The sequence below is a fragment of the Microbacterium sp. NC79 genome (assembly GCF_019061125.1).
Classification (GTDB): Bacteria; Actinomycetota; Actinomycetes; order Actinomycetales; family Microbacteriaceae; genus Microbacterium.
Map to the genome: position 1 here is coordinate 1,750,790 of NZ_JAHQYI010000001.1, position 19,142 is coordinate 1,769,931.

Genomic DNA, 19,142 nt, shown 5'->3' on the forward strand with positions numbered 1-19,142 from the left:
CAAGATGACAGCGCGAAAAAGGCCTCCGGGCCGCGCATTCGCGCCCCGGAGGCCTGTTTTCGCGTGGATTAGTCGCGGATCTGCGCGCCGAACTTCTCGGCCGCCACAGCGACACCCGCGAGCTTCGCCTCGGTTGCTTCGGCAGCCGTCAAGGTACGGTCGCCCGCACGGAACCGCAGGGCAAACGTGAGGCTCTTCGAGCCGTCGTCAACGCCCTGACCGCGGTAATCATCAACCAGACGCGTCGACTCAAGCAGGTCACCAGCACCCGCAACGAGCGCTGCGGCAACCTCAGCTGCCGGAACATCAGCCGGAACGATGAGCGAAACATCCTGCGTTGCCGCGGGGAAGCCGCTCAGGTTTTCAGCCACTTGGAGCGCGCCAACAGCGTCGATCACGGCGTCCAGGTCAAGCTCCGCGACGACAACACGGCCGTGCAGATCGGCTTCTTCAGCAACAGCGGGCAGCACCTCGCCCACGTAGCCCACCGTGCTTCCGCCGACGCTCAGCACACCCGTGCGTCCCGGGTGCAGCGCTGCACGCTGACCCTGCACGACATCAATCTGCACACCGGCGGCGGCACCGATGACGCGAACAGCGTCCAGTGCTTCGGCCAGCCCGGCTGCCTCAGCGGCGCGGCCCGGCTGTTTCGGCGAGATGTTGCCTGCCAGCAGCACGGCGACGTGGCGCGGTTGCGGCGGAATTGCGGCAAAGAGCTCATTGAGGGTTTCTTCGCTCGGACGCTGCCCCAGCGGCGGAACGTCGACGGTGCCGTACTCGACGCCCGGTTCTGGCAGGAAGACCGCGCCGGTTTCAAACAGTGACAGGTCGGTGAGTCCGCGCGAGGCGTTGCGGTGAGCAACGGCGAGGAGCCCCGGAACCAGGGAACGGCGCAGGTACGGAGCCTGACCATCCAGAGCGTTGGCCAGCTTGATGCTGGGCAACTGCTCCCCCGTGGCGGAACCGTGCAGGTTGTTGGCCTCTGCGGTCGTGAACGGGAAAGACGGCGTCTCAACGAATCCGGCGGCAGCCAGCGCGTTGGAAACGCGACGGCGCGCCTGCTGTGCGGCCGTGAAACCGCGGCCGGACGGCGGCGTCGGCAATACCGACGGAACGCGGTCAAGACCATGCACACGGGCGACTTCTTCTGCCAGCGTCCACTTGTCCGTCAGGTCGGGACGCCACGTCGGCGGCACCACTTCGTAGGCGTCTGCCTCATCCGTGACATCGCAACCGATGCGGGTGAGAGCGTCAACGACCTCGTCGGGCGTGTAGTCGACACCGATCAGGCCCGAGACGAAGCCGTGCGGGAGGGCAATGCCCTCGGTGAAGACCTCCGTGAACAGAGCGCCACCGGTGGTGTCGTGCGTGCCACCGGCGAGTTCGACCATCAGGTCGGCTGCCCGCCGGGCCGCGGCGAAGCCGATGAGCGGGTCAACACCACGTTCAAAGCGCTTCGATGCCTCGCTGGGAAGCTTGTGGCGGCGAGCCGAACGGGCAATCGAAACCGTGTCGAAGTTGGCTGCCTCAATGAGGACGTTCTTCGTGGTTCCGCTCATCTCCGAATGCAGGCCACCCATCACGCCTGCCATGCCCACGGGGCCCTTGTCATCGGTGATGAGGAGATCTTCAACGTGCAGCTTGCGCTTTTGACCGTCGAGAGTCTCAAACGTCTCACCCTGGTGCGCGCGGCGCACCGTGATGCCACCGGTGAGGGTGTCGAGGTCGTAGCCGTGCAGCGGGTTTCCGAGTTCGAGCATCACGTAGTTCGTGATGTCGATGAGGATTCCGAGCGAACGAATGCCGGCGAGCGTGAGGCGCGCGACCATCCACGGCGGCGTCGGGCGCGAGGGATCCACGTCGCGAACCACGCGCACGACGAACTCGTTGACCGCAGCGTTGCCGCGGATCGGGTTGTCGTCCTGCACCGTGATCGGGAAGTCTGTGCCCTGTTCGAGAGCGGCGAAGTCGACCTCTGCCGGGTCGCGGAAGTCGGCGCCGGTTGCCAGCGCATACTCGCGAGCGACACCGCGCAGGCTCATCGCGTAGCCGCGGTCGGGCGTGACGTTGATTTCAACGGCGACATCGTTCAGACCCAGCAGCGCGAGGGCGTCAGAACCCACCGGCGCATCAACGCCGAGCTCGGCCAGGCGGATGATGCCAGCGTGGTCGGTGCCGAGACCAAGTTCTTTCGCCGAGGCCATCATGCCGTCGGAGACATGGCCGTAGGTCTTCCGTGCGGCGATGGGGAACGGGCCAGGCAGGACGGAACCCGGAAGGGTCACCACGACCTTGTCGCCCTTGAGGAAGTTCGACGCGCCACACACGATGCCGTGAATGGCCTCGCCGCCGTCAGCCGCGGTCTCCCCCTCCGGGGCAACCTGCACCTGGCACCAGCGAATCGTCTTGCCGTTGGACTGCGGCTCTTCAACGAAATCGAGCACCTGACCCACGACGATAGGGCCGGTCAGCTCAAACGTGTGAACGTCTTCTTCTTCAAAGCCGACGGAAACCAGGGACGCAAGAATGTCTTCAGGCGTTGCCTCCGCCGGAACGTCAACGTACTCGCGAAGCCACGAAAGCGGGACGCGCATCAGACCACCATTCCGAACTGCTCACTGAAGCGAACATCGCCTTCGGCCATGTCGCGCATGTCTTGAACGTCGCTACGGAACATGAGCGTGCGCTCAATGCCCATACCGAACGCGAATCCTGAGTACACCTCGGGGTCGAGCCCGGCTGCACGCAAAACGTTGGGGTTCACCATGCCGCAACCACCCCACTCGATCCAACGGGCACCACCCTTGAAGGTGGGGTGCCACAGGTCAAGCTCAGCCGATGGTTCCGTGAATGGGAAGTAGTTGGTGCGGAACCTCGTCTTGGCTTCCGGCCCGAACAGCACCTTTGCGGCGTGGTCGAGCGTGCCCTTGAGGTGCGCCATCGTGATGCCCTTGTCAATGACAAGGCCCTCGAACTGACTGAACACCGGCAGGTGCGTCGCATCGAACTCATCGGTGCGGTACACGCGGCCAGGGCACAGCACGTAGATCGGCACGTCGCGCTCCAGCATCGAGCGCATCTGCACGGGTGACGTGTGCGTACGCATCACGAGGTGACGCTCGGCCGGGTCGACGAAGAACGTGTCCTGCATTTGACGCGCGGGGTGATCCTCATCGAAGTTGAGGGCGTCGAAGTTGAACCACTCGTGCTCAAGCTCGGGGCCTTCGGCGATCTCCCACCCCATGCCAACGAAGATGTCGCTGATCTGCTCCTGCAACAGCGTCAGCGGGTGGCGGGCACCCACACGCGTGCGCGATGCGATCGCGGTGATGTCAACGCGCTCAGCCTCGAGGCGAGCGGCCGTCTCTGCCTGCGCGAGTTCTTCCTCGCGCTGCGTAAAGGCCTTATTCACCTCACCTCGGGCTTGCCCCACAAGTTTGCCGAATTCGGCCTTGTTTTCGGGGGCGACAGAGCGCAGCGATGCGTTCAGCTTCGCGAGGGGCGAGCCTTCTGCAGAGTGCGCGGCTCGAGCCGCCTTCAGCGCTGCAGTGCCGTCAGCTGCGGTGAAAGCAGCGAGGGCATCCTGCACGGCTGCGGCGACCGCTTCCGGAGTGATGGTTGGTGAATCAGACACAGTAGTTGAGTCTACCGGCCGTCTGCTCCCCCATTTCCGCACGCTGTCCTACGAGGATGGCACCGTCAGGTTCTGCACCCGCCGATAAACGCCGATGGTGCCCGCCGGGATTACTCACCGACGGGCACCATCCTCTTGGCGCGGGAAACTTACCTCTTCGGTCTCTTACCCGTCGACTGTGCGGCGATGACCTCGGTCACCGTGCCTTCGTGCATCACAGCGGTCTCGTCGGCCTCAAGGCGAATGGCCTTGGGCGACGCCGAAACCCGCTTCTGCACGATGTGGGCGACCCACGACAGCAGCAGACACATCGAAATGTAAATCACCGAAACAACGATCGTCGTCGGAATAATCGGGCGTCCGTCTTGGCTCATCAGGTTCTTGGCAAGCTTCAACAGCTCATCGTAGGTAATGATCGATCCGAGCGAGGTGTCTTTCAGCGTCACCACCAGCTGCGCGATGATGACAGGCATCATGACGCGAACAGCCTGCGGAAACAGGATGAACGCCATCACACCACTCTTGCGAAGACCGATGGCATAACCTGCTTCGCCCTGACCACGCGGCAGCGATTCGATACCCGCACGGAAAACTTCGGCGAGGACGGAACCGTTGTATGCGATAAGCGCGGCAACGACGGCAATGAACGGCGTCGTCTTCAGCCCGAGAACTGGCAGACCGAAGTAGACCAGCATCATCATGACCAGAACCGGTACCGCTCGCAGGATTTCGGTAATCCATGTGACAACCACGCTGACGACGCGGTGATCGCTGAGACGGCCGATGGCCAACAGGATGCCGAAGATGAGTGACCCGACGGCTGCAACGGCGAAAGCGAGAAGCGTGTTTCCCAGCGCGGGAAGAATCATGTTCTGCCACACGCTGGCGTAGGTGAAGACAGCCCACTTGCGTTCGGTGAACTGACCGGTCTCCACGAGCCGCCAGATCACGAACCCGATGATGGCAATCAACACCAGCACGGTGATCGCGCCGAGAATACGGTTACGGCGGATGGCCTTCGGCCCCGGAACATCGTAAAGCACAGAAGTCATCGTGCGATCCTCCACTTGTTCTCAAGGAAGCGCTGGAGCCAGCTCAGGAGCAAGACCAACAGGACGAAGATCACGGCAACCCAGAGCAACACTTCGAGCATGCTGCCTGGACGACCGGCGCTATCAGCGATGGCCGCACGCACGGCCGCGAGTTCAGCGACCGAGAAGCCGGCGGCGACCGTCGTGTTCTTGAGCAGTGCGATGAGCACGGAGAGCATGGGCGGAACCACGGCGCGGAATGCTTGCGGCAAGACCACCAGCGTCATGACCTGGCCGTAGTTCAGGCCGATGGCACGCGATGCCTCAGCCTGGCCGACCGGAACCGTGTTGATGCCAGCACGAATTGCCTCTGCGACGTACGTCGCGGTGTACACGCCGAGCGCAATAACCGCCGTTGGTACGTAATCGATCTTCGGCAGGCCCAGCTGTGGGTAGGCGAAGACGAAGAAGAAGAAAACGAGAGTCAGTGGCGTGTTTCGGATCCAGTTGACGTAAACCGTTCCTACGGCGCGGGCAATGGGCACGGGTGACACGCGCATGGCGCCGACGAGTGTACCCAAGACAAGTGCGAGAACTGCACCACCGAAGAACAGGATCAGCGTGTTACCGATCGCTTCACCCCATAGATCGAGGTTGCCGGTAATGGCGTCCATGTTCCTCCTCTCTGCAACAAATGAGAGGGGGCGGAACGAATGGTTCCGCCCCCCTTCGACTTTTTAGTAGTTGTCGACCGCGGGCTGTTCGACCTTGATACCCGACTGACCGAGGTTCTTGTCGAAGATGCCCTGCCAGACGTCTCCGCCATCGGTCAGCATCGTGTTGATGTGCGAGCGCAGCGCGTCGTCACCCTTAGGCAGACCAATACCGTACTTCTCAACCGAGAAGGGCTCGCCAACAACCTTGATCAGGTCCGGGTCCTTGGCTGCGTAGCCGATGAGGATGGCCTGGTCGGTGGTGACAGCCTGTACCTTGCCGCTGATGAGGTCTTCGACACAGAGCGAGTACAGGTCGTACTCCTTGGTCGGAACCTCAGGGAAGTTTTCCTTGATGTTCTGGATCGGCGTCGAACCCGTCGCGGAGCACACGGTGGTGTCCTTGTTCAGGTCCTTTTCGCTCGCGATGTCGCTGTCCTTAGCAACAAGCAGACCCTGGCCGGTGATGAAGTACGGGCCAGCGAAGTCGATCTGTTCCTTGCGCTTGTCGTTGATCGAGTAGGTGCCGACGTAGTAGTCGATGTCACCGTTTACGATCGCCTGCTCGCGGTTAGCCGAGGGGATGGCCTTAAATTCGATGGCGTCCTCGTCGAAGCCGAGCGATGCGGCCACCCAACGAGCGATGTCAACATCGAAGCCGGTACGCTCACCGGTCGTGACGTCGAGGTAGCCGAGACCCGGCTGGTCTTCCTTGACACCAACGATGACCTTGCCATCTGCCGTCATCTTGTCAAACGTGGGCGAGCCTTCGAGCTTGACGTCGGTGGCTACCGTCCACGGGTTTTCCGCGTTGCCGGTACCAGCGTCGCCGCCGTCGCCACCGTTGCCGTCGCTGGGAGTGCCGCCCTGGCAACCCGTCAGAGCGAGAAGGGCAGCGGCTGCAATACCGATGCCGGTTAGGGTGCGTGACTTACGCATGTTTTCCTCCTTGGTAGGGGTACTTTTTCTCACGTCAGTTCGTGAGGAGTTTAGAAAGGAAGTCCTTAGCGCGAGCGCTCTTGGGGTTCGTGAAGAATTCGTCGGGCGTTGCTTCCTCGACGATCTGGCCGTCTGCCATAAAGACGACACGGTTCGCTGCCTTGCGTGCGAAGCCCATCTCGTGGGTGACGACGATCATCGTCATGCCCTCAGCAGCGAGCTCGATCATGACGTCGAGAACCTCGTTGATCATTTCCGGGTCAAGTGCCGACGTCGGCTCGTCAAAGAGCATGACCTTCGGGTGCATCGCGAGCGCGCGAGCGATAGCCACGCGCTGCTGCTGACCACCGGAGAGCTGTGCAGGCATCTTCTGCGCTTGGTGCGCCACACCGACGCGTTCGAGCAACTTCATGGCCTCAGCTTCGGCTTCGGCCTTCTTCATGCCGAGCACCTGGATGGGCCCCAGCGTGACGTTCTGCAGGATCGTCTTGTGCGCGAAGAGGTTGAACGACTGGAAAACCATTCCCACTTCAGCACGGAGGTGAGCCAACGCCTTACCCTCAGCCGGAAGCTCTTTGCCGTCGATCGAAATGGAGCCGCTGGTGATCGTCTCCAGACGGTTGATCGTGCGGCACAGAGTCGACTTACCTGACCCCGATGGGCCGATAACAACAACAACCTCTCCCTTGTTAACGGTGAGGTTTACATCTTTGAGTGCGTGGAAGTCGCCATAGTGCTTCTGGACGTCCTTGACCACGACGAGGGGCTGTCCGCTCTCAGTCATGTCTCGACATTAGGAGCCGAACACCCATTTCAGCCACCTGTGCGCGCGACGGTTACTCAGTCGTAACATTCAGAAAATGGTGACAAGCGATTTCGCGCACGAATGCCAATAATGCACCGTAATTCGTGCTACCTTCCGACGTTTCCCTCAAATTCACGAAACAAACGAGCGCTTGGTTGGTACGACCTCGCGCGCTGCGATATAACCGGCTAGCTCTTCGTGCGCTGGGCGAACGCCGATTCGTAGAGACACACGCTGGCGGCTGTTGCCAGGTTGAGCGATTCGGCACGTCCGTAGATCGGCAGCTTCAGTGCGCGATCAGCCAGCGCGAGCGCTTCGTCTTCCAGACCACGCGCCTCGTTACCGAACAGCCAAGCCGTGGGCTGTGCCAGAACGCCAGCAGATCGCGCTTCGAGGAGGTCCTCCCCCTTGACGTCTGCCGCGATGGTGGTGAGCCCCGCTTCCCGACACCGCGACATCACGTCGGCGACATCGGCGCCCACCACGATCGGAACGTGAAAGAGCGAACCGGTCGTGGAGCGCACGACCTTCGGGTTGTAGGGATCAACGGTCTTGCCCGTCAAGATCACACCGTCTGCACCCGCTGCATCAGCCGCACGAATAATGGTTCCCAGGTTTCCAGGGTCACGCACCTGCTCACACACAGCGAGGAGCACGGGACGGGCAGCGAACACCTCGTCAAGGGTCGCAGGCCACTGCTTAGCAACGGCGATCACGCCCTGCGGTGTCACGGTGTCTGCCATCGCGTCAAGCACAGCCTCACTCGCAAGCGTGACCGAAATGCGGTTTCGGTCAGCACCTTCGCGGAGGTCAGCGTGCCGCTCCCACGCGGCCGGCGTGGCATACAGATCGACGATACTGTCGGAGCGAAACTGCAGCGCCTCACGCACTGCCTGTGGCCCTTCCAACAGGAACAGACCTGACTCATTGCGCGCACTGCGCTTCGTCAACTTGGAAACAGCGCGCACGCGCGGGGACCGTGGGTTCTCGAGCACGTCTTCAGTCTATGGTTGCGCGTTGACCGCATGAGCGAGCGGCACGTGAATTCTGTCCCCAGAAATGCACCAAGGGCGCCCTCTTCGTCAGAGGACGCCCTTGGGAAGCGAAAAGCTTATGCAGCCGACTTCGGTGCGTTGACGTCTGCAGGCAGAGCAGCCTTGGCAGCAGCAACGAGCTTCGTGAACGTGGCAGCGTCGTTGACAGCGAGGTCAGCGAGCATACGACGGTCAACCTGGATGCCAGCAAGGCCGAGGCCCTGGATGAAACGGTTGTACGTCATGCCGTTTGCGCGGGTGGCAGCGTTGATGCGCTGGATCCACAGGCGGCGGAAGTTGCCCTTGTTCTTACGACGGTCGCGGTATGCGTAGACGAGCGAGTGGGTGACCTGCTCTTTCGCCTTACGGTACAGACGCGAACGCTGTCCGCGGTAGCCGGATGCGCGCTCGAGAATAACGCGGCGCTTCTTGTGGGCGTTAACCGCCCGCTTTACACGTGCCATTTCTGGTGTTCCTAATCTTCAAACGGGCGCTATTAGCGGCCGAGGAGCTTCTTGATGACCTTGAAGTCCGCACCAGATACAACCTGGTCGGCGTTCAGGCGACGCTTACGCTTGCTGGCCTTGACCTCAAGGTTGTGGCGCATACCTGCCTGCTGCTTCATGATCTTGCCGCTACCGGTGACCTTGAAGCGCTTCTTGCTGCCCGAGTGGGTCTTCTGCTTCGGCATCTTCTCTTCCTTAGTGTTTCGCCCTAGGGGCGTCTGGGTTCGCCCGGGGGCGAGGCTTATGTGCCTATTCGGCGGAATCCGAGGAGGACTCGGCTGCGCTCGGCGCCTTGTCCGTACGCGCGTCACGAGCGGCCTGCTTCGACGCGGCACGAACAGCGTTCTGCTCAGCCTTCGTCTCAGACTTGTTCTTGTGCGGTCCGATCACCATCACCATGTTGCGGCCGTCGATCGTCGGATTCGACTCGACGGTTCCGAACTCTGCGACGTCTTCTGCGAACTTCTTCAGCAGGCGAACGCCCTGATCGGGACGCGACTGCTCACGACCGCGGAACAAGATCATTGCCTTGACCTTGTCGCCAGTCTTGAGGAAGCCCTCAGCGCGCTTGCGCTTGGTCTCGTAGTCGTGTGCATCGATCTTCAGGCGGAAACGCACCTCCTTGAGGACGGTGTTCGCCTGGTTGCGGCGAGCTTCCTTAGCCTTCTGAGCAGCTTCGTACTTGAACTTCCCGTAGTCCATGATCTTGACGACGGGAGGCTTCGAGTTAGGAGCAACCTCAACAAGGTCGAGGTCTGCTTCCTGTGCGAGGCGAAGCGCGACCTGAATGGCGACAACGCCAATCTGTTCGCCACCGGGGCCGACGAGTCGAACCTCCGGAACGCGAATGCGCTCGTTGGTGCGGGGATCGCTGATGCGGAACTCCTCTGGATGTGTGGTTCATAGCCACCGCGATACGAGGGTTCGTGTCGCGGGCGAAGGTATGATCACTCCACCCGCACGACGTGAGACGCCGGCTTTGCACCCTAACTACCTCCGACAGATTCGGAGGCGGAGCGCAGACCCGGTAGCCTAGAACGGCAAGCGCGGGTGGGATGTGATCCACTTTCGTACTGAGGCATAAGCCCCAGAGCCCGCATTAGTTTAGCAGAGAGTTAGACGTGAACACGATTCCGGCCGAAAACAGCCACGAACACGACCCTGAGCGCCTGGCTCAGTGGGAAAAAGCAGACCAGGCAGCGTCTGAGGCTGCGCGCGATATTGCCGATGTTCCCGCGGTCGAGGTCATTACGACCGCAGCGGTTCACCTGCTTAGCGCTGCGGCAGTCAAGCTCGGCCTTGCAGACGACCCCAACGCCGCACAGCAGATCGACCTCGATGAGGCTCGCAAGCTGATCGATGCGCTTGCTGGGCTCATCACTGCAGGCGCGCCCGCCGTCAGCGACATGCACGCACGTTCGCTGCGTGATGGACTGCGCTCCGTGCAGCTCGCGTTCCGTGAGGCGTCGGCCATCCCCGACCCCATCGGTAAGGGGCCGGGCGAGAAGTGGACAGGTCCGGTCAACTAAGACCTGTTGTCCTGAGCGGGCGTTGATGCACAGCATCGGCGCCCGCTTTGCGTTAATTGGCGCGACTCAGCTTGACCGACAGAGAGTCAACGAGCACGGCAATGCGGTTATCGGCAGCCCAGCGCTGTGCGAGACGTTGCAAAACGGCATCGAGCTGCGACTGATCGAGCCCATCGACGAGCTGCAGCGTCACGATTAGCTCCGGGCCGCGAAGCCGGGCGTCAGGATCGCCTGAGGCCACCGTGAGGTCGATGACGGCCAGTTCCGTGCCGACGGATTCTTGCAGCGCCTGAAACACTTCTGGTGATTCGTGACTCGGCACCCACGCCTCATCTTGCGCAAGGGCCCACACCGCGGGCCGACGCACAATGTACTCGGTCTCTGCGGTCGGGTCGACAACCAAGAGATCGGTCTGGTCTGATGCGGCCGAGAGCGCGGCACGCACACCGGCCACGGGAATGGGTCGAGCGAGCGGATCCCACGTGCGCATCGAATCCACGCTCGTAAAGATCGGCAACACGGTGCGCCCGTCAGGAGCGGCTACCGTCACAATCGACAGCTCCTGCGTCTTGTCGACGGTGAGGCCCGTCGGCCCAACGCCTTCGTCGCCCTTCTCCGCGATCAGCGGGATGAGCACGCGCGCGGTGCGCAATGCCTCCACAATGGCGATCTGGTCGCCGGAACCATTGCGAAAGTTTGTGAGAGCGGCGAGCAGTGCGGGATCGGCTGAGCCGTCATCGCCGGCAGCAGGGTTGGGTTCGAATCGCCTGCCTTCCCAGGGCACGCCAGCCGAATCGGCAGTGTTAGTCTCCTGCGACATCCAGAGCCTCTGCCAGCGTGAATGCACCGGAGTACAACGCCTTGCCGATGATCGCGCCTTCAACGCCGAGCGGAACCAAATCACGCAGTTCTGCAATGTCATCAAGCGACGAAATACCACCAGAGGCGACAACGGGCTTGACCGTGCGCGAGCAGACTTCGCGAAGCAGCTCGAGGTTGGGTCCGCGGAGGGTGCCGTCCTTCGTGACGTCGGTGACCACGTAGCGCGAGCATCCGGCGTCTTCCAGGCGCGCGAGCACTTCCCAAATGTCGCCTGCCTCTTGCGTCCATCCGCGAGCCGCCAGCGTGGTTCCGCGCACGTCAAGGCCGACAGCGATTGCTTCGCCGTAACGGCCAATAACGTTTGCCGCCCATTCTGGGTTTTCAAGCGCTGCGGTGCCGAGGTTGATGCGGGTGACACCCGTCTCGAGCGCTGCTTCCAGCGACGCGTCGTCGCGGATGCCACCGGAGAGCTCGACGTTCAGGCCGCGTACCTGCTTGATGACGCGACGGATCACTGCGGTGTTCGCACCGCGGCCGAAAGCAGCGTCAAGGTCAACGAGGTGGAGCCATTCGGCGCCCTGCTCTTGCCACTGGGCGGCAGCGTCAACCGGGTCACCGTAGTTGGTTTCCGAGCCTGCCTCGCCCTGGGTCAGGCGCACGGCCTTTCCTCCTGCAACGTCAACAGCTGGCAACAGAGCCAACGCGGGAGTGTTCGTGAAGTCGTTCATAAGTCCTCTAGCAAGCAACCTTCGTGCAAACGGCACAGATGTTAGAGCGTAGCCCCGCCCAGCGTGCCGATCCAATTCTTCAGGAGTGTGATCCCGGCTTCGCCGGACTTTTCCGGGTGGAACTGGGTCGCCGACAGCGGCCCGTTCTCAACCGCAGCAATAAATCGTGAGTGGTGTGTTGCCCAGGTGACCTTGGGCTGTGGGAACGGCGGAATGACGTCGAGGGTCCACTCCTGCGCGGCGTTGGAATGCACGAAGTAGAACCGCTCGTTCTCAATGCCGCGGAAGAGTGCGCTGCCCTCCCCCACCTCCACCGTGTTCCAGCCCATGTGCGGCAGGACAGGGGCTTCGATCTCGCGGACGACACCTGGCCACTCGCCAAGGCCCTCAGCGCCAACACCGCGTTCGACACCTCGTTCGAACATGACCTGCATGCCCACACAAATACCGAGCACGTGGCGTCCGCCGGCGAGGCGGCGGTCGATCAGCTCTTCTGAGCGTTCGGCGCGCAGCGCGTCCATCACGGCAGCAAATGCACCGACACCAGGCACGACGAGACCGTGTGCCTCCATGACGAGCTTCTTGTCTTTCGTCAAGCGGGCGTCGGCACCGGCGGCATCCAGTGCCTTAACGGCGGAGTGCACGTTGCCCGACCCGTAGTCGAGCACCGCAACAACCGGACGGGTCACAGCGCACCCTTCGTGCTCGGGATGCCCGAGACAAGCGGGTCAATCGACTTTGCCTGACGGAAGGCCCGGGCAAACGCCTTGAACTCAGCTTCGGCGATGTGGTGCGGGTCGCGACCGCCCTTCACGTTGACGTGAACGGTCAGGCCTGCGTTGAGGGTGATGGCCTCGAAAACGTGGCGGACGAGGGAGCCAGTGAAGTGTCCGCCGATCAGGTGGAACTCGAAGCCTTCGGGCTCACCGGTGTGCACAAGGAAGGGGCGTCCTGAGATGTCGACAACGGCCTGAGCGAGGGCCTCGTCGAGCGGAACCAGGGCGTCGCCGTAGCGGGAGATTCCGGCCTTGTCGCCTAGCGCTTCGCGAATCGCCTGGCCGAGCACAATGGCGGTGTCTTCCACCGTGTGGTGCGCATCGATGTGGGTGTCGCCTGTGGCCTTCACGGTGAGGTCAGTCAGCGAGTGCTTGGCGAAGGCGGTCAGCATGTGATCGAAGAACGGCACGCTCGTGTCGATGGAGCTCTGACCGGTGCCGTCGAGGTTCAGTTCGAGCTCAATCGTGGATTCGCTCGTGGAACGGCGGCGGGAAGCAATACGGGGGGCGGTCATACTCAGAATCCTAGCGAGGCGAGGGCGTCAAGGAACGCGGTGGTTTCTTCTTCGGTTCCGGCTGACACACGCATGTGTCCGGGGATACCGACGTCGCGGATCAGAATGCCGCGTTCGAACAGGGCTTGAAAGGTTGCCTGCGGGTCAGCTACCCCACCGAACAGCACGAAGTTTGTCCATGATTCGTAGGGGCGATAGCCAAGTGCTGCGAGGGTCGCGGAGATGCGGTCACGCTGTTCCACAATGTCGTCAACGGTCGCCAGCATCGTGTCGGCGTGACGCAGGGCAGCCAGCGCCGCGACCTGCGTCAACGCGCTGAGGTGATAGGGCAACCGGACGAGCCGGAGCGCGTCAATGAAGGCGGGGTCAGCTGCAAGGTATCCGACGCGAGCACCAGCAAAGGCGAAGGCCTTACTCATGGTGCGTGAGACCACCAGACGGGGGCGAGATTCCAGGAGCGTGAGAGCGCTCGGGGCATCGTGCGGGGCGAACTCAAAGTAGGCCTCATCGACGACGACGATGCCGTCAGTTGCGTCGTATACGGCTTCGATGACATCAAGTGTCAGCGGCGTTCCTGTGGGGTTGTTCGGCGCACACAGCAGCACCACATCCGGCTTCACTTCCTGCACTTGTGCGACAGCGGAAGCCGCAGCCAGCGAGTAGTCGGCGCCGCGTTCGCCTGCGAACCATGTCGCGCCGGTCGCGCGGGTCAGCAGCGGGTACATGGAGTATGTCGGCCCGAAACCCATCACCGTGCGCCCGGGGCCCGCAAACGCCTGCAGAATGTGTTGTAGCACCTCGTTTGAGCCGTTCGCCGCCCATATCTGGTCGGCTGTCAACCCGTGACCGAGGTAGTGAGCAAACGCCTCGCGCAGCAGCGTGAACTCGCGGTCTGGATACCGGTTGAGGTCGCGCACCGCGAACGAGAGGGACTCAACAATGTCACTCGTCACCGAATCCGGAATGGGATGCGTGTTCTCGTTAACGTTCAGTGCGACCGGAAGCGGCGCCTGTGGGGCGCCGTACGGAGTCATCCCGCGAAACTCGTCGCGGATGGGCAGATCACTGAAGGAGATCGTCACTACTCCATGGTAGGTCTGCGGTAGGCGGCCGCGGAAACCGGGCGGTCGAACATTACGCAGGGTCTCGATACGGCTGGCCTGATCCTCAGCGCGGCGCGCTTGAGCGCGTGCATGATCGCGGCGGTGTTACTTCGTGAATTCAGCGGGAATGGCCAGCGTCTGGCCTGGCGTGATCGCTGAAGAGGGCAGCGCGTTCAGTGAGATCATGCCATCGATAACATCGCGGGGGTCTGCGTGCGGTGCTACATCGCTCGCGATCGACCACAGCGAGTCGCCTGGCATCACGTTGATCGTTTCGAATGTTGCCTGCACGCCCTCATCGAGGGAAGCCTGCGCAGAACCACCACTCAGTACGGCGAAGGCGATAGCAGCCACGACGGGAAGAGCAACGACGGCTGCGAGTACGCGGCGGCCGCGATCGGTCATCCGAAGGCGCGTGGCGACCGCAGAATGACCAGCCACAGCAACCACACCGGGCCCCGAAACGACGCGAGCCGGACGAGCGGTGGCGTTGATGCTGATGGTGCTCATGATTCCTCCTTGTGGTGCGCTTCGCTTCCAACCCTCGGCCGGGAGGGCCGGAAGCGAAGCTACGTTCCGAATCTATGTTCTATGTTCGAACATGTCAACCTGTTTTTCGAACGACTTCGAAAAAAATCTTTCAACACACTCGAACAAAAGTCTTTGTTTATCCGAAAAGTCGGATACGGTTTCGATAGCGAAAGCACATCATCAACCTCCGACATTGGTCGCTGGGTGGCAAAAGGAGAACGCAATGAGCGCGGAAGAGACTGCGAGTGGTCCGGGCAATGAGGCCCCACGTACACGTCGCCGCAAGAACCTCAGCGACAAACAAATGGCGATCCTCGAAGTGATCCAACGTTCCATCGCGCGTCACGGCTATCCGCCGAGCATGCGCGAAATTGGCGACGCGGTAAACCTCAAGTCGCTGAGTAGCGTTACTCACCAACTGGGTCAGCTCGAACTGAGCGGATACCTGCGTCGCGATCCCGGTAAGACTCGCGCGATGGAGGTGCTGATCGATCTTCCTGGCATCGCCGCCGAGAACCCGGCCGATGCCGCACCGTCCGTCGGCGATGCCGCACTGGTTCCGCTCGTCGGTCAGATTGCAGCAGGCGTTCCGATCACGGCGGAGCAACAGGTCGAAGAGATCTTCCCACTCCCCCGCCAGCTTGTTGGCAAGGGCGAACTGTTCATGCTGAAGGTGAACGGTGAGTCGATGATCGATGCCGCGATCTGCGATGGCGACTGGGTTGTCGTGCGCGTGCAGAGCGACGCGGAAAACGGCGACATCGTGGCGGCCATGCTGAACGATGAGGCCACCGTGAAGGTTTTGCGTCGTCGTGACGGCCACACCTGGCTACTCCCCCGCAACAGTGCTTTTGAGCCCATCCTTGGCGACCAGGCCACGATTCTCGGCAAGATTGTTGCGGTGCTGCGCGCCGTGTAATCTGCAGCATCCTCCTGAGGACTTTCGCGAGCCGATCCGTCGGCAAGCGAAAGTCCTCTTGCTGTTTGCGCTGATCGTCGCGCCACGGTTCCGGCATCAGCGCCACACAAAGCGAAAGCCCGCCCCACTCGATTGAGTAGGGCGGGCTGTGAGCTGTCGCGCGTTACGCGCCGATCTTCTCGCGCACGTTCTTGGTCGCTACCACCAGGTTGCGCAGTGATTCAACGGTCTCGTCGTAGCCGCGGGTCTTCAGGCCACAATCCGGGTTCGCCCAGATGAGCTTGTGCGGCAGGGCGTCAGCGGCACGCTGCAGGATCGACTCTTGCTCATCAACAGAAGGCACACGCGGCGAGTGGATGTCCCATACGCCGGGGCCAACGCCGTGCGGGAAGCCCGCGTCACGAATATCGTCAATCACGTCGCCACGGCTACGCGCAGCCTCGATCGACGTGACGTCGGCATCAAGCGCCGTGATCGCATCGATCACAACGCCGAACTCCGAATAGCACAGGTGAGTGTGGATCTGAGTGGCGTCCGCAACACCGGCGGTTGCCAGCCGGAATGATCCGACCGACCACTCAAGATACGCCGGCTGGTCGGCAACCTTGAGCGGCAGCAGTTCGCGCAGGGCGGGCTCATCAACCTGAATGATGGCGATGCCCGCCTGCTCGAGGTCACCGATTTCATCGCGGAGAGCCAGACCAACCTGGTTCGCCGTCTCAGCGAGCGGCTGGTCATCGCGCACGAACGACCAGGCCAGGATCGTCACAGGGCCGGTCAGCATGCCCTTGACGTGCTTGTCGCTGAGTGACTGCGCAAACTCCGCCCACCGCACGGTCATCGGCGCGGGGCGTGAAACGTCGCCCCACAGTAGCGAAGGACGCGTCGCACGCGAACCGTAGGACTGCACCCACCCGTTCTGGGTGACGGCAAAACCGTCCAGCAACTCGGCGAAGTACTGCACCATGTCGTTGCGCTCGGCCTCGCCGTGCACCAGGACATCGATATCTAGATCGTGCTGCAGGTCGATGACCCGACCAATTTCAGCCTTGAGGAACTCATCGTATGCGGCGTCATCGATCTCGCCACGCGCGTGAGCGGCGCGCGCCTTACGGATCTCTCCGGTCTGCGGGAAGGAACCAATGGTCGTTGTCGGCAGGAGCGGCAGGTCAAGGGCAGCGTCCTGAGCGGCGACGCGCTCCTCCTCGTTGCCACGCACGAAGTCGTCAGCCTGCAGCGCACCTGTGCGTGCACGGACAGCGTCAACGCGAACGCCAGGAGCCGACGCACGGTCCGCAAGAGCCGCAGTCGCAGCATCAAGCTCCTCAGCGATCGCTTCCCGCCCCTCGGTGAGGCCCTGTGCGAGCGTCACGATCTGGCCAACCTTCTGGTCAGCGAATGCGAGCCAGGAAACGAGACGCGCCTCGAGCTGGGTTTCGTCAGCGACGTCGTGCGGCACGTGCTGCAACGAGGTCGTCGTGCCAGCAGCAACCTGCGCGGCACCGAGTTCAGCGAGCGATGCGAGCTTGTCAAAAGCGCCGGCGAGGTCACCACGCCAAATATTGCGGCCGTCGATCACGCCACCGACAAGAACTTTGTTTTCCAGGCCAGCGACGGGCGCGGGAACGGAACCACGGCGCAGGTCGATGGCGATGCCGTCGACAGCGGAACCAGCAAGAACGCTCCACGCTTCAGGCGACAGCTGCGCGTAGCCGGCGGCGACAAGAATCTGGGGGCGGTTGGCGGCGCTGGCGAGCACGTCGTAAGCGACGCGAGCGGCCTCAGCCAGCTCAGCGGCGGCGTAGGGCAGACTCTCGCTCACGAGGGCGGGTTCATCCAGCTGCACCCACTCAGCTCCTGCTGCCGTGAGCGCTGCGAGCAACTCAACATAGACAGGCAGAACGTCCTGCAGTCGCGACAGCGGCGAGAAGCCCTCGGCTGCGTCATCGCTAGCCTTAGCCAATGCCAAGAACGTGACGGGCCCGACGATCACGGGGCGGGTAGTGAAACCGTCCTGCTTGGCTTCGGCGACCTGATCGGCAAAGCGCGTGCTTGACAGCGAGAAGGCGGTGTTCTCGTCGATTTCCGGAACCAGATAGTGGTAGTTGGTGTCGAACCATTTGGTCATTTCGAGCGGCGCACGCTCACCCTCTCCACGTGCCGCGGTGAACAGCGCGTCGAGACCAAAGGTTCCGTCAGCCTGACGCAGGTGTGCGAAGCGCGCGGGCAGAGCACCAAGCGTGACGGCGATGTCAAGCACCTGGTCGTAGTAGGAGAAGGACTCAGGGATCGAAGAGTCAGACTGACCGAGGCCGAGTTCTGCCAGGCGGGCACGGGTTGCCGCGCGGAGACCGGCAGCGGTTGCTTCCAGTGCCGCAGCGTCGGTCTTGCCAGCCCAGTGCGACTCCACGGCACGCTTCAGCTCACGCTGACGCCCGATGCGCGGGTAGCCGAGGATGGTTCCTGCGGGGAATGTCATCGTACGTTCTCCTTTTGAATGAGGATGTCGGCTTCGCGGAGGACCGCGAGGACCGTGTCGTGGTTGTTAAAGGCGTAAAGGTGAATGCCGGGAGCGCCGCCGTCAGCGACCGCGCGGGCGAGGTTCGCCGCGTACTCGATCCCGAGTTCGCGCTGGCCCTCGACTGTGGGCTCAATTTCGAGGGCGATCGCGAGCTCGCTTGGCAGTTCTTCGCCACTCAGCTCGAGCACACGGTTAAGACGCGCGGGATTCGTAATCGGCATGATGCCAGGCAAGATCGGGATCGTGACCCCGGCCTGACGGGCACGCTCGACGAAGGCGAGGTAGGCGTCGGCGTGGAAGAACAGCTGCGTAATCGCGAGCGTCGCGCCAGCGGCCTGCTTCGCCAGCAACGCGTCAAGGTGTTCGCTCGCGTGGCGGGAGCGGGGGTGTCCGTTCGGGAATGCCGCGACGGCGATACGCACGCGGCTGCGACGATCGACCCGCGCAGCCCCCGGGATACCCGGCAGGTCGCTTTCGCGGAACGGCACGCGCTCCGCCTGGACCCGATCGATCAACTGCACAAGTTGCGCAGAGCTTTCCAAATCGCCGAGGTAAATGTCTTCCTCGCGGGTGCCCGCAGGCGGGTCGCCACGCAGCGCGAGAAAAGACTCGATTCCGGCGTCAAGAAACTCGCGAATCAGCGTGGTTGCGCCCGCGTATGTGTTGCCAACGCAGGTGAGGTGGGCAAGCGGGTCAACGTTGGTGTGCTCGCGAATGTACTTCAGCACTTCAAGCGAGCGCCCACCCGATGAGCCACCCGCACCATACGTGACCGAGATGAACTGCGGCGCGACTGCGGCCAGCTCATCAATCGTGCGGTGAAGGGCCTGCACCGATGTTTCGGTGCGAGGCGGATACAGCTCGAAGGAGAACGGAACCGTTGCAATTTCTTTAGCCATTGTGTGTCTCCTTCCAGGGTCGAGGCGGGCTCCAGCGCGCCGAGGTTTGCGCCAGCCAGCTCCGTTCGAGAACGGGGTGCCTGGCGCTCGTGTTCGGGGCTCCGAACGTCGTGGCACCACGCTAAGGCCGAGGGTTT

At 62.4% G+C, this 19,142-nt stretch carries 20 protein-coding genes; 2 read left to right on the forward strand and 18 right to left on the reverse strand.

Features of this window, described 5'->3' with window-relative positions; genetic code table 11:
- Positions 1–68: 68 nt before the first annotated feature.
- The 10 genes from pheT to infC all read right to left on the reverse strand — a co-directional run bounded on the left by pheT (position 69) and on the right by infC (position 9,538).
- Positions 69–2,594: a phenylalanine--tRNA ligase subunit beta gene (gene pheT / locus KTJ77_RS07905; protein WP_217337865.1), complete on the reverse strand. Its 2,526-nt coding sequence runs from the start codon at positions 2,592–2,594 to the stop codon at positions 69–71.
- The gene (gene pheS / locus KTJ77_RS07910) at positions 2,594–3,634 is read right to left on the reverse strand and encodes a phenylalanine--tRNA ligase subunit alpha (RefSeq protein WP_217337866.1); all 1,041 of its coding nucleotides are present in this window, start codon (positions 3,632–3,634) and stop codon (positions 2,594–2,596) included. The genes pheT and pheS overlap by 1 nt, the downstream gene beginning before the upstream one ends.
- A gap of 149 nt (positions 3,635–3,783) precedes the next feature.
- A complete protein-coding gene (locus KTJ77_RS07915; RefSeq protein ID WP_217337867.1) occupies positions 3,784–4,686 on the reverse strand; it encodes an amino acid ABC transporter permease in 903 nt (300 codons plus the stop codon).
- Positions 4,683–5,339, reverse strand: coding sequence for an amino acid ABC transporter permease (locus KTJ77_RS07920; RefSeq protein WP_217337868.1), 657 nt, complete (start codon positions 5,337–5,339; stop codon positions 4,683–4,685). The genes KTJ77_RS07915 and KTJ77_RS07920 overlap by 4 nt, the downstream gene beginning before the upstream one ends.
- A 63-nt stretch (positions 5,340–5,402) precedes the next feature.
- Positions 5,403–6,317, reverse strand: a complete 915-nt coding sequence (locus KTJ77_RS07925; protein WP_217337869.1) for a glutamate ABC transporter substrate-binding protein — start codon at positions 6,315–6,317, stop codon at positions 5,403–5,405.
- A 34-nt stretch (positions 6,318–6,351) separates the two neighbouring features.
- Positions 6,352–7,101, reverse strand: coding sequence for an amino acid ABC transporter ATP-binding protein (locus KTJ77_RS07930; RefSeq protein ID WP_217337870.1), 750 nt, complete (start codon positions 7,099–7,101; stop codon positions 6,352–6,354).
- 209 nt (positions 7,102–7,310) lie between these two features.
- Positions 7,311–8,117 (reverse strand): RNA methyltransferase, encoded by an 807-nt coding sequence (locus tag KTJ77_RS07935; RefSeq protein WP_217337871.1) that lies wholly within the window; start codon positions 8,115–8,117, stop codon positions 7,311–7,313.
- 116 nt (positions 8,118–8,233) lie between these two features.
- A complete protein-coding gene (rplT, locus tag KTJ77_RS07940; protein ID WP_217337872.1) occupies positions 8,234–8,620 on the reverse strand; it encodes a 50S ribosomal protein L20 in 387 nt (128 codons plus the stop codon).
- Positions 8,621–8,652: 32 nt separating this feature from the next.
- Positions 8,653–8,847 (reverse strand): 50S ribosomal protein L35, encoded by a 195-nt coding sequence (gene rpmI, locus KTJ77_RS07945; protein ID WP_217337873.1) that lies wholly within the window; start codon positions 8,845–8,847, stop codon positions 8,653–8,655.
- Between the two features lie 64 nt (positions 8,848–8,911).
- Positions 8,912–9,538 (reverse strand): translation initiation factor IF-3, encoded by a 627-nt coding sequence (infC, locus tag KTJ77_RS07950; protein WP_217338397.1) that lies wholly within the window; start codon positions 9,536–9,538, stop codon positions 8,912–8,914.
- A 245-nt stretch (positions 9,539–9,783) separates the two neighbouring features.
- Here infC and KTJ77_RS07955 point away from each other — a divergent pair, with 245 nt between their 5' ends.
- Positions 9,784–10,191: a DUF1844 domain-containing protein gene (locus tag KTJ77_RS07955; protein ID WP_217337874.1), complete on the forward strand. Its 408-nt coding sequence runs from the start codon at positions 9,784–9,786 to the stop codon at positions 10,189–10,191.
- A gap of 52 nt (positions 10,192–10,243) precedes the next feature.
- On the opposite strand, the gene KTJ77_RS07960 is transcribed toward KTJ77_RS07955, so the two are convergent.
- From KTJ77_RS07960 to KTJ77_RS07985, 6 genes are all read right to left on the reverse strand, one after another.
- Entirely contained in the window at positions 10,244–11,011 is a 768-nt protein-coding gene (locus tag KTJ77_RS07960) for an SseB family protein (RefSeq protein WP_217337875.1), read from the reverse strand.
- Positions 10,995–11,741 carry a bifunctional 1-(5-phosphoribosyl)-5-((5-phosphoribosylamino)methylideneamino)imidazole-4-carboxamide isomerase/phosphoribosylanthranilate isomerase PriA gene (priA, locus tag KTJ77_RS07965; protein ID WP_217337876.1) on the reverse strand — a complete coding sequence of 249 codons (747 nt, stop codon included), beginning with the start codon at positions 11,739–11,741 and terminating at the stop codon, positions 10,995–10,997. Before priA ends, KTJ77_RS07960 begins: the two co-directional genes overlap by 17 nt.
- Before the next feature lie 41 nt (positions 11,742–11,782).
- Entirely contained in the window at positions 11,783–12,430 is a 648-nt protein-coding gene (gene hisH, locus KTJ77_RS07970) for an imidazole glycerol phosphate synthase subunit HisH (RefSeq protein ID WP_217337877.1), read from the reverse strand.
- Complete coding sequence (hisB, locus tag KTJ77_RS07975; RefSeq protein WP_217337878.1) at positions 12,427–13,032, reverse strand: imidazoleglycerol-phosphate dehydratase HisB; 606 nt, start codon at positions 13,030–13,032, stop codon at positions 12,427–12,429. The genes hisH and hisB overlap by 4 nt, the downstream gene beginning before the upstream one ends.
- A gap of 2 nt (positions 13,033–13,034) precedes the next feature.
- Entirely contained in the window at positions 13,035–14,114 is a 1,080-nt protein-coding gene (locus tag KTJ77_RS07980; RefSeq protein ID WP_217337879.1) for a histidinol-phosphate transaminase, read from the reverse strand.
- A gap of 126 nt (positions 14,115–14,240) precedes the next feature.
- Complete coding sequence (locus KTJ77_RS07985) at positions 14,241–14,645, reverse strand: LysM peptidoglycan-binding domain-containing protein (RefSeq protein ID WP_217337880.1); 405 nt, start codon at positions 14,643–14,645, stop codon at positions 14,241–14,243.
- A gap of 244 nt (positions 14,646–14,889) precedes the next feature.
- On the opposite strand from KTJ77_RS07985, the gene lexA reads away from it, so the two are divergent.
- A complete protein-coding gene (lexA, locus tag KTJ77_RS07990; protein ID WP_217337881.1) occupies positions 14,890–15,585 on the forward strand; it encodes a transcriptional repressor LexA in 696 nt (231 codons plus the stop codon).
- Positions 15,586–15,748: 163 nt separating this feature from the next.
- Here the strand turns inward: lexA and metE are convergent, their stop codons facing one another.
- Positions 15,749–18,064 carry a 5-methyltetrahydropteroyltriglutamate--homocysteine S-methyltransferase gene (gene metE, locus KTJ77_RS07995; protein WP_217337882.1) on the reverse strand — a complete coding sequence of 772 codons (2,316 nt, stop codon included), beginning with the start codon at positions 18,062–18,064 and terminating at the stop codon, positions 15,749–15,751.
- Complete coding sequence (locus KTJ77_RS08000; protein WP_217337883.1) at positions 18,061–19,005, reverse strand: methylenetetrahydrofolate reductase; 945 nt, start codon at positions 19,003–19,005, stop codon at positions 18,061–18,063. Before KTJ77_RS08000 ends, metE begins: the two co-directional genes overlap by 4 nt.
- Between the last annotated feature and the right edge of the window lie 137 nt (positions 19,006–19,142).

Coding starts and splice junctions, on each gene's coding strand:
- pheT (WP_217337865.1), bottom strand. CDS start 2,594: ATGCGCGTCCCGCTTTCGTGGCTTCGCGAGTACGTTGACGTTCCGGCG.
- KTJ77_RS07915 (WP_217337867.1), bottom strand. CDS start 4,686: ATGACTTCTGTGCTTTACGATGTTCCGGGGCCGAAGGCCATCCGCCGT.
- KTJ77_RS07920 (WP_217337868.1), bottom strand. CDS start 5,339: ATGGACGCCATTACCGGCAACCTCGATCTATGGGGTGAAGCGATCGGT.
- KTJ77_RS07925 (WP_217337869.1), bottom strand. CDS start 6,317: ATGCGTAAGTCACGCACCCTAACCGGCATCGGTATTGCAGCCGCTGCC.
- KTJ77_RS07930 (WP_217337870.1), bottom strand. CDS start 7,101: ATGACTGAGAGCGGACAGCCCCTCGTCGTGGTCAAGGACGTCCAGAAG.
- rplT (WP_217337872.1), bottom strand. CDS start 8,620: ATGGCACGTGTAAAGCGGGCGGTTAACGCCCACAAGAAGCGCCGCGTT.
- rpmI (WP_217337873.1), bottom strand. CDS start 8,847: ATGCCGAAGCAGAAGACCCACTCGGGCAGCAAGAAGCGCTTCAAGGTC.
- KTJ77_RS07960 (WP_217337875.1), bottom strand. CDS start 11,011: ATGTCGCAGGAGACTAACACTGCCGATTCGGCTGGCGTGCCCTGGGAA.
- priA (WP_217337876.1), bottom strand. CDS start 11,741: ATGAACGACTTCACGAACACTCCCGCGTTGGCTCTGTTGCCAGCTGTT.
- hisB (WP_217337878.1), bottom strand. CDS start 13,032: ATGACCGCCCCCCGTATTGCTTCCCGCCGCCGTTCCACGAGCGAATCC.
- KTJ77_RS07985 (WP_217337880.1), bottom strand. CDS start 14,645: ATGAGCACCATCAGCATCAACGCCACCGCTCGTCCGGCTCGCGTCGTT.
- lexA (WP_217337881.1), top strand. CDS start 14,890: ATGAGCGCGGAAGAGACTGCGAGTGGTCCGGGCAATGAGGCCCCACGT.
- metE (WP_217337882.1), bottom strand. CDS start 18,064: ATGACATTCCCCGCAGGAACCATCCTCGGCTACCCGCGCATCGGGCGT.
- KTJ77_RS08000 (WP_217337883.1), bottom strand. CDS start 19,005: ATGGCTAAAGAAATTGCAACGGTTCCGTTCTCCTTCGAGCTGTATCCG.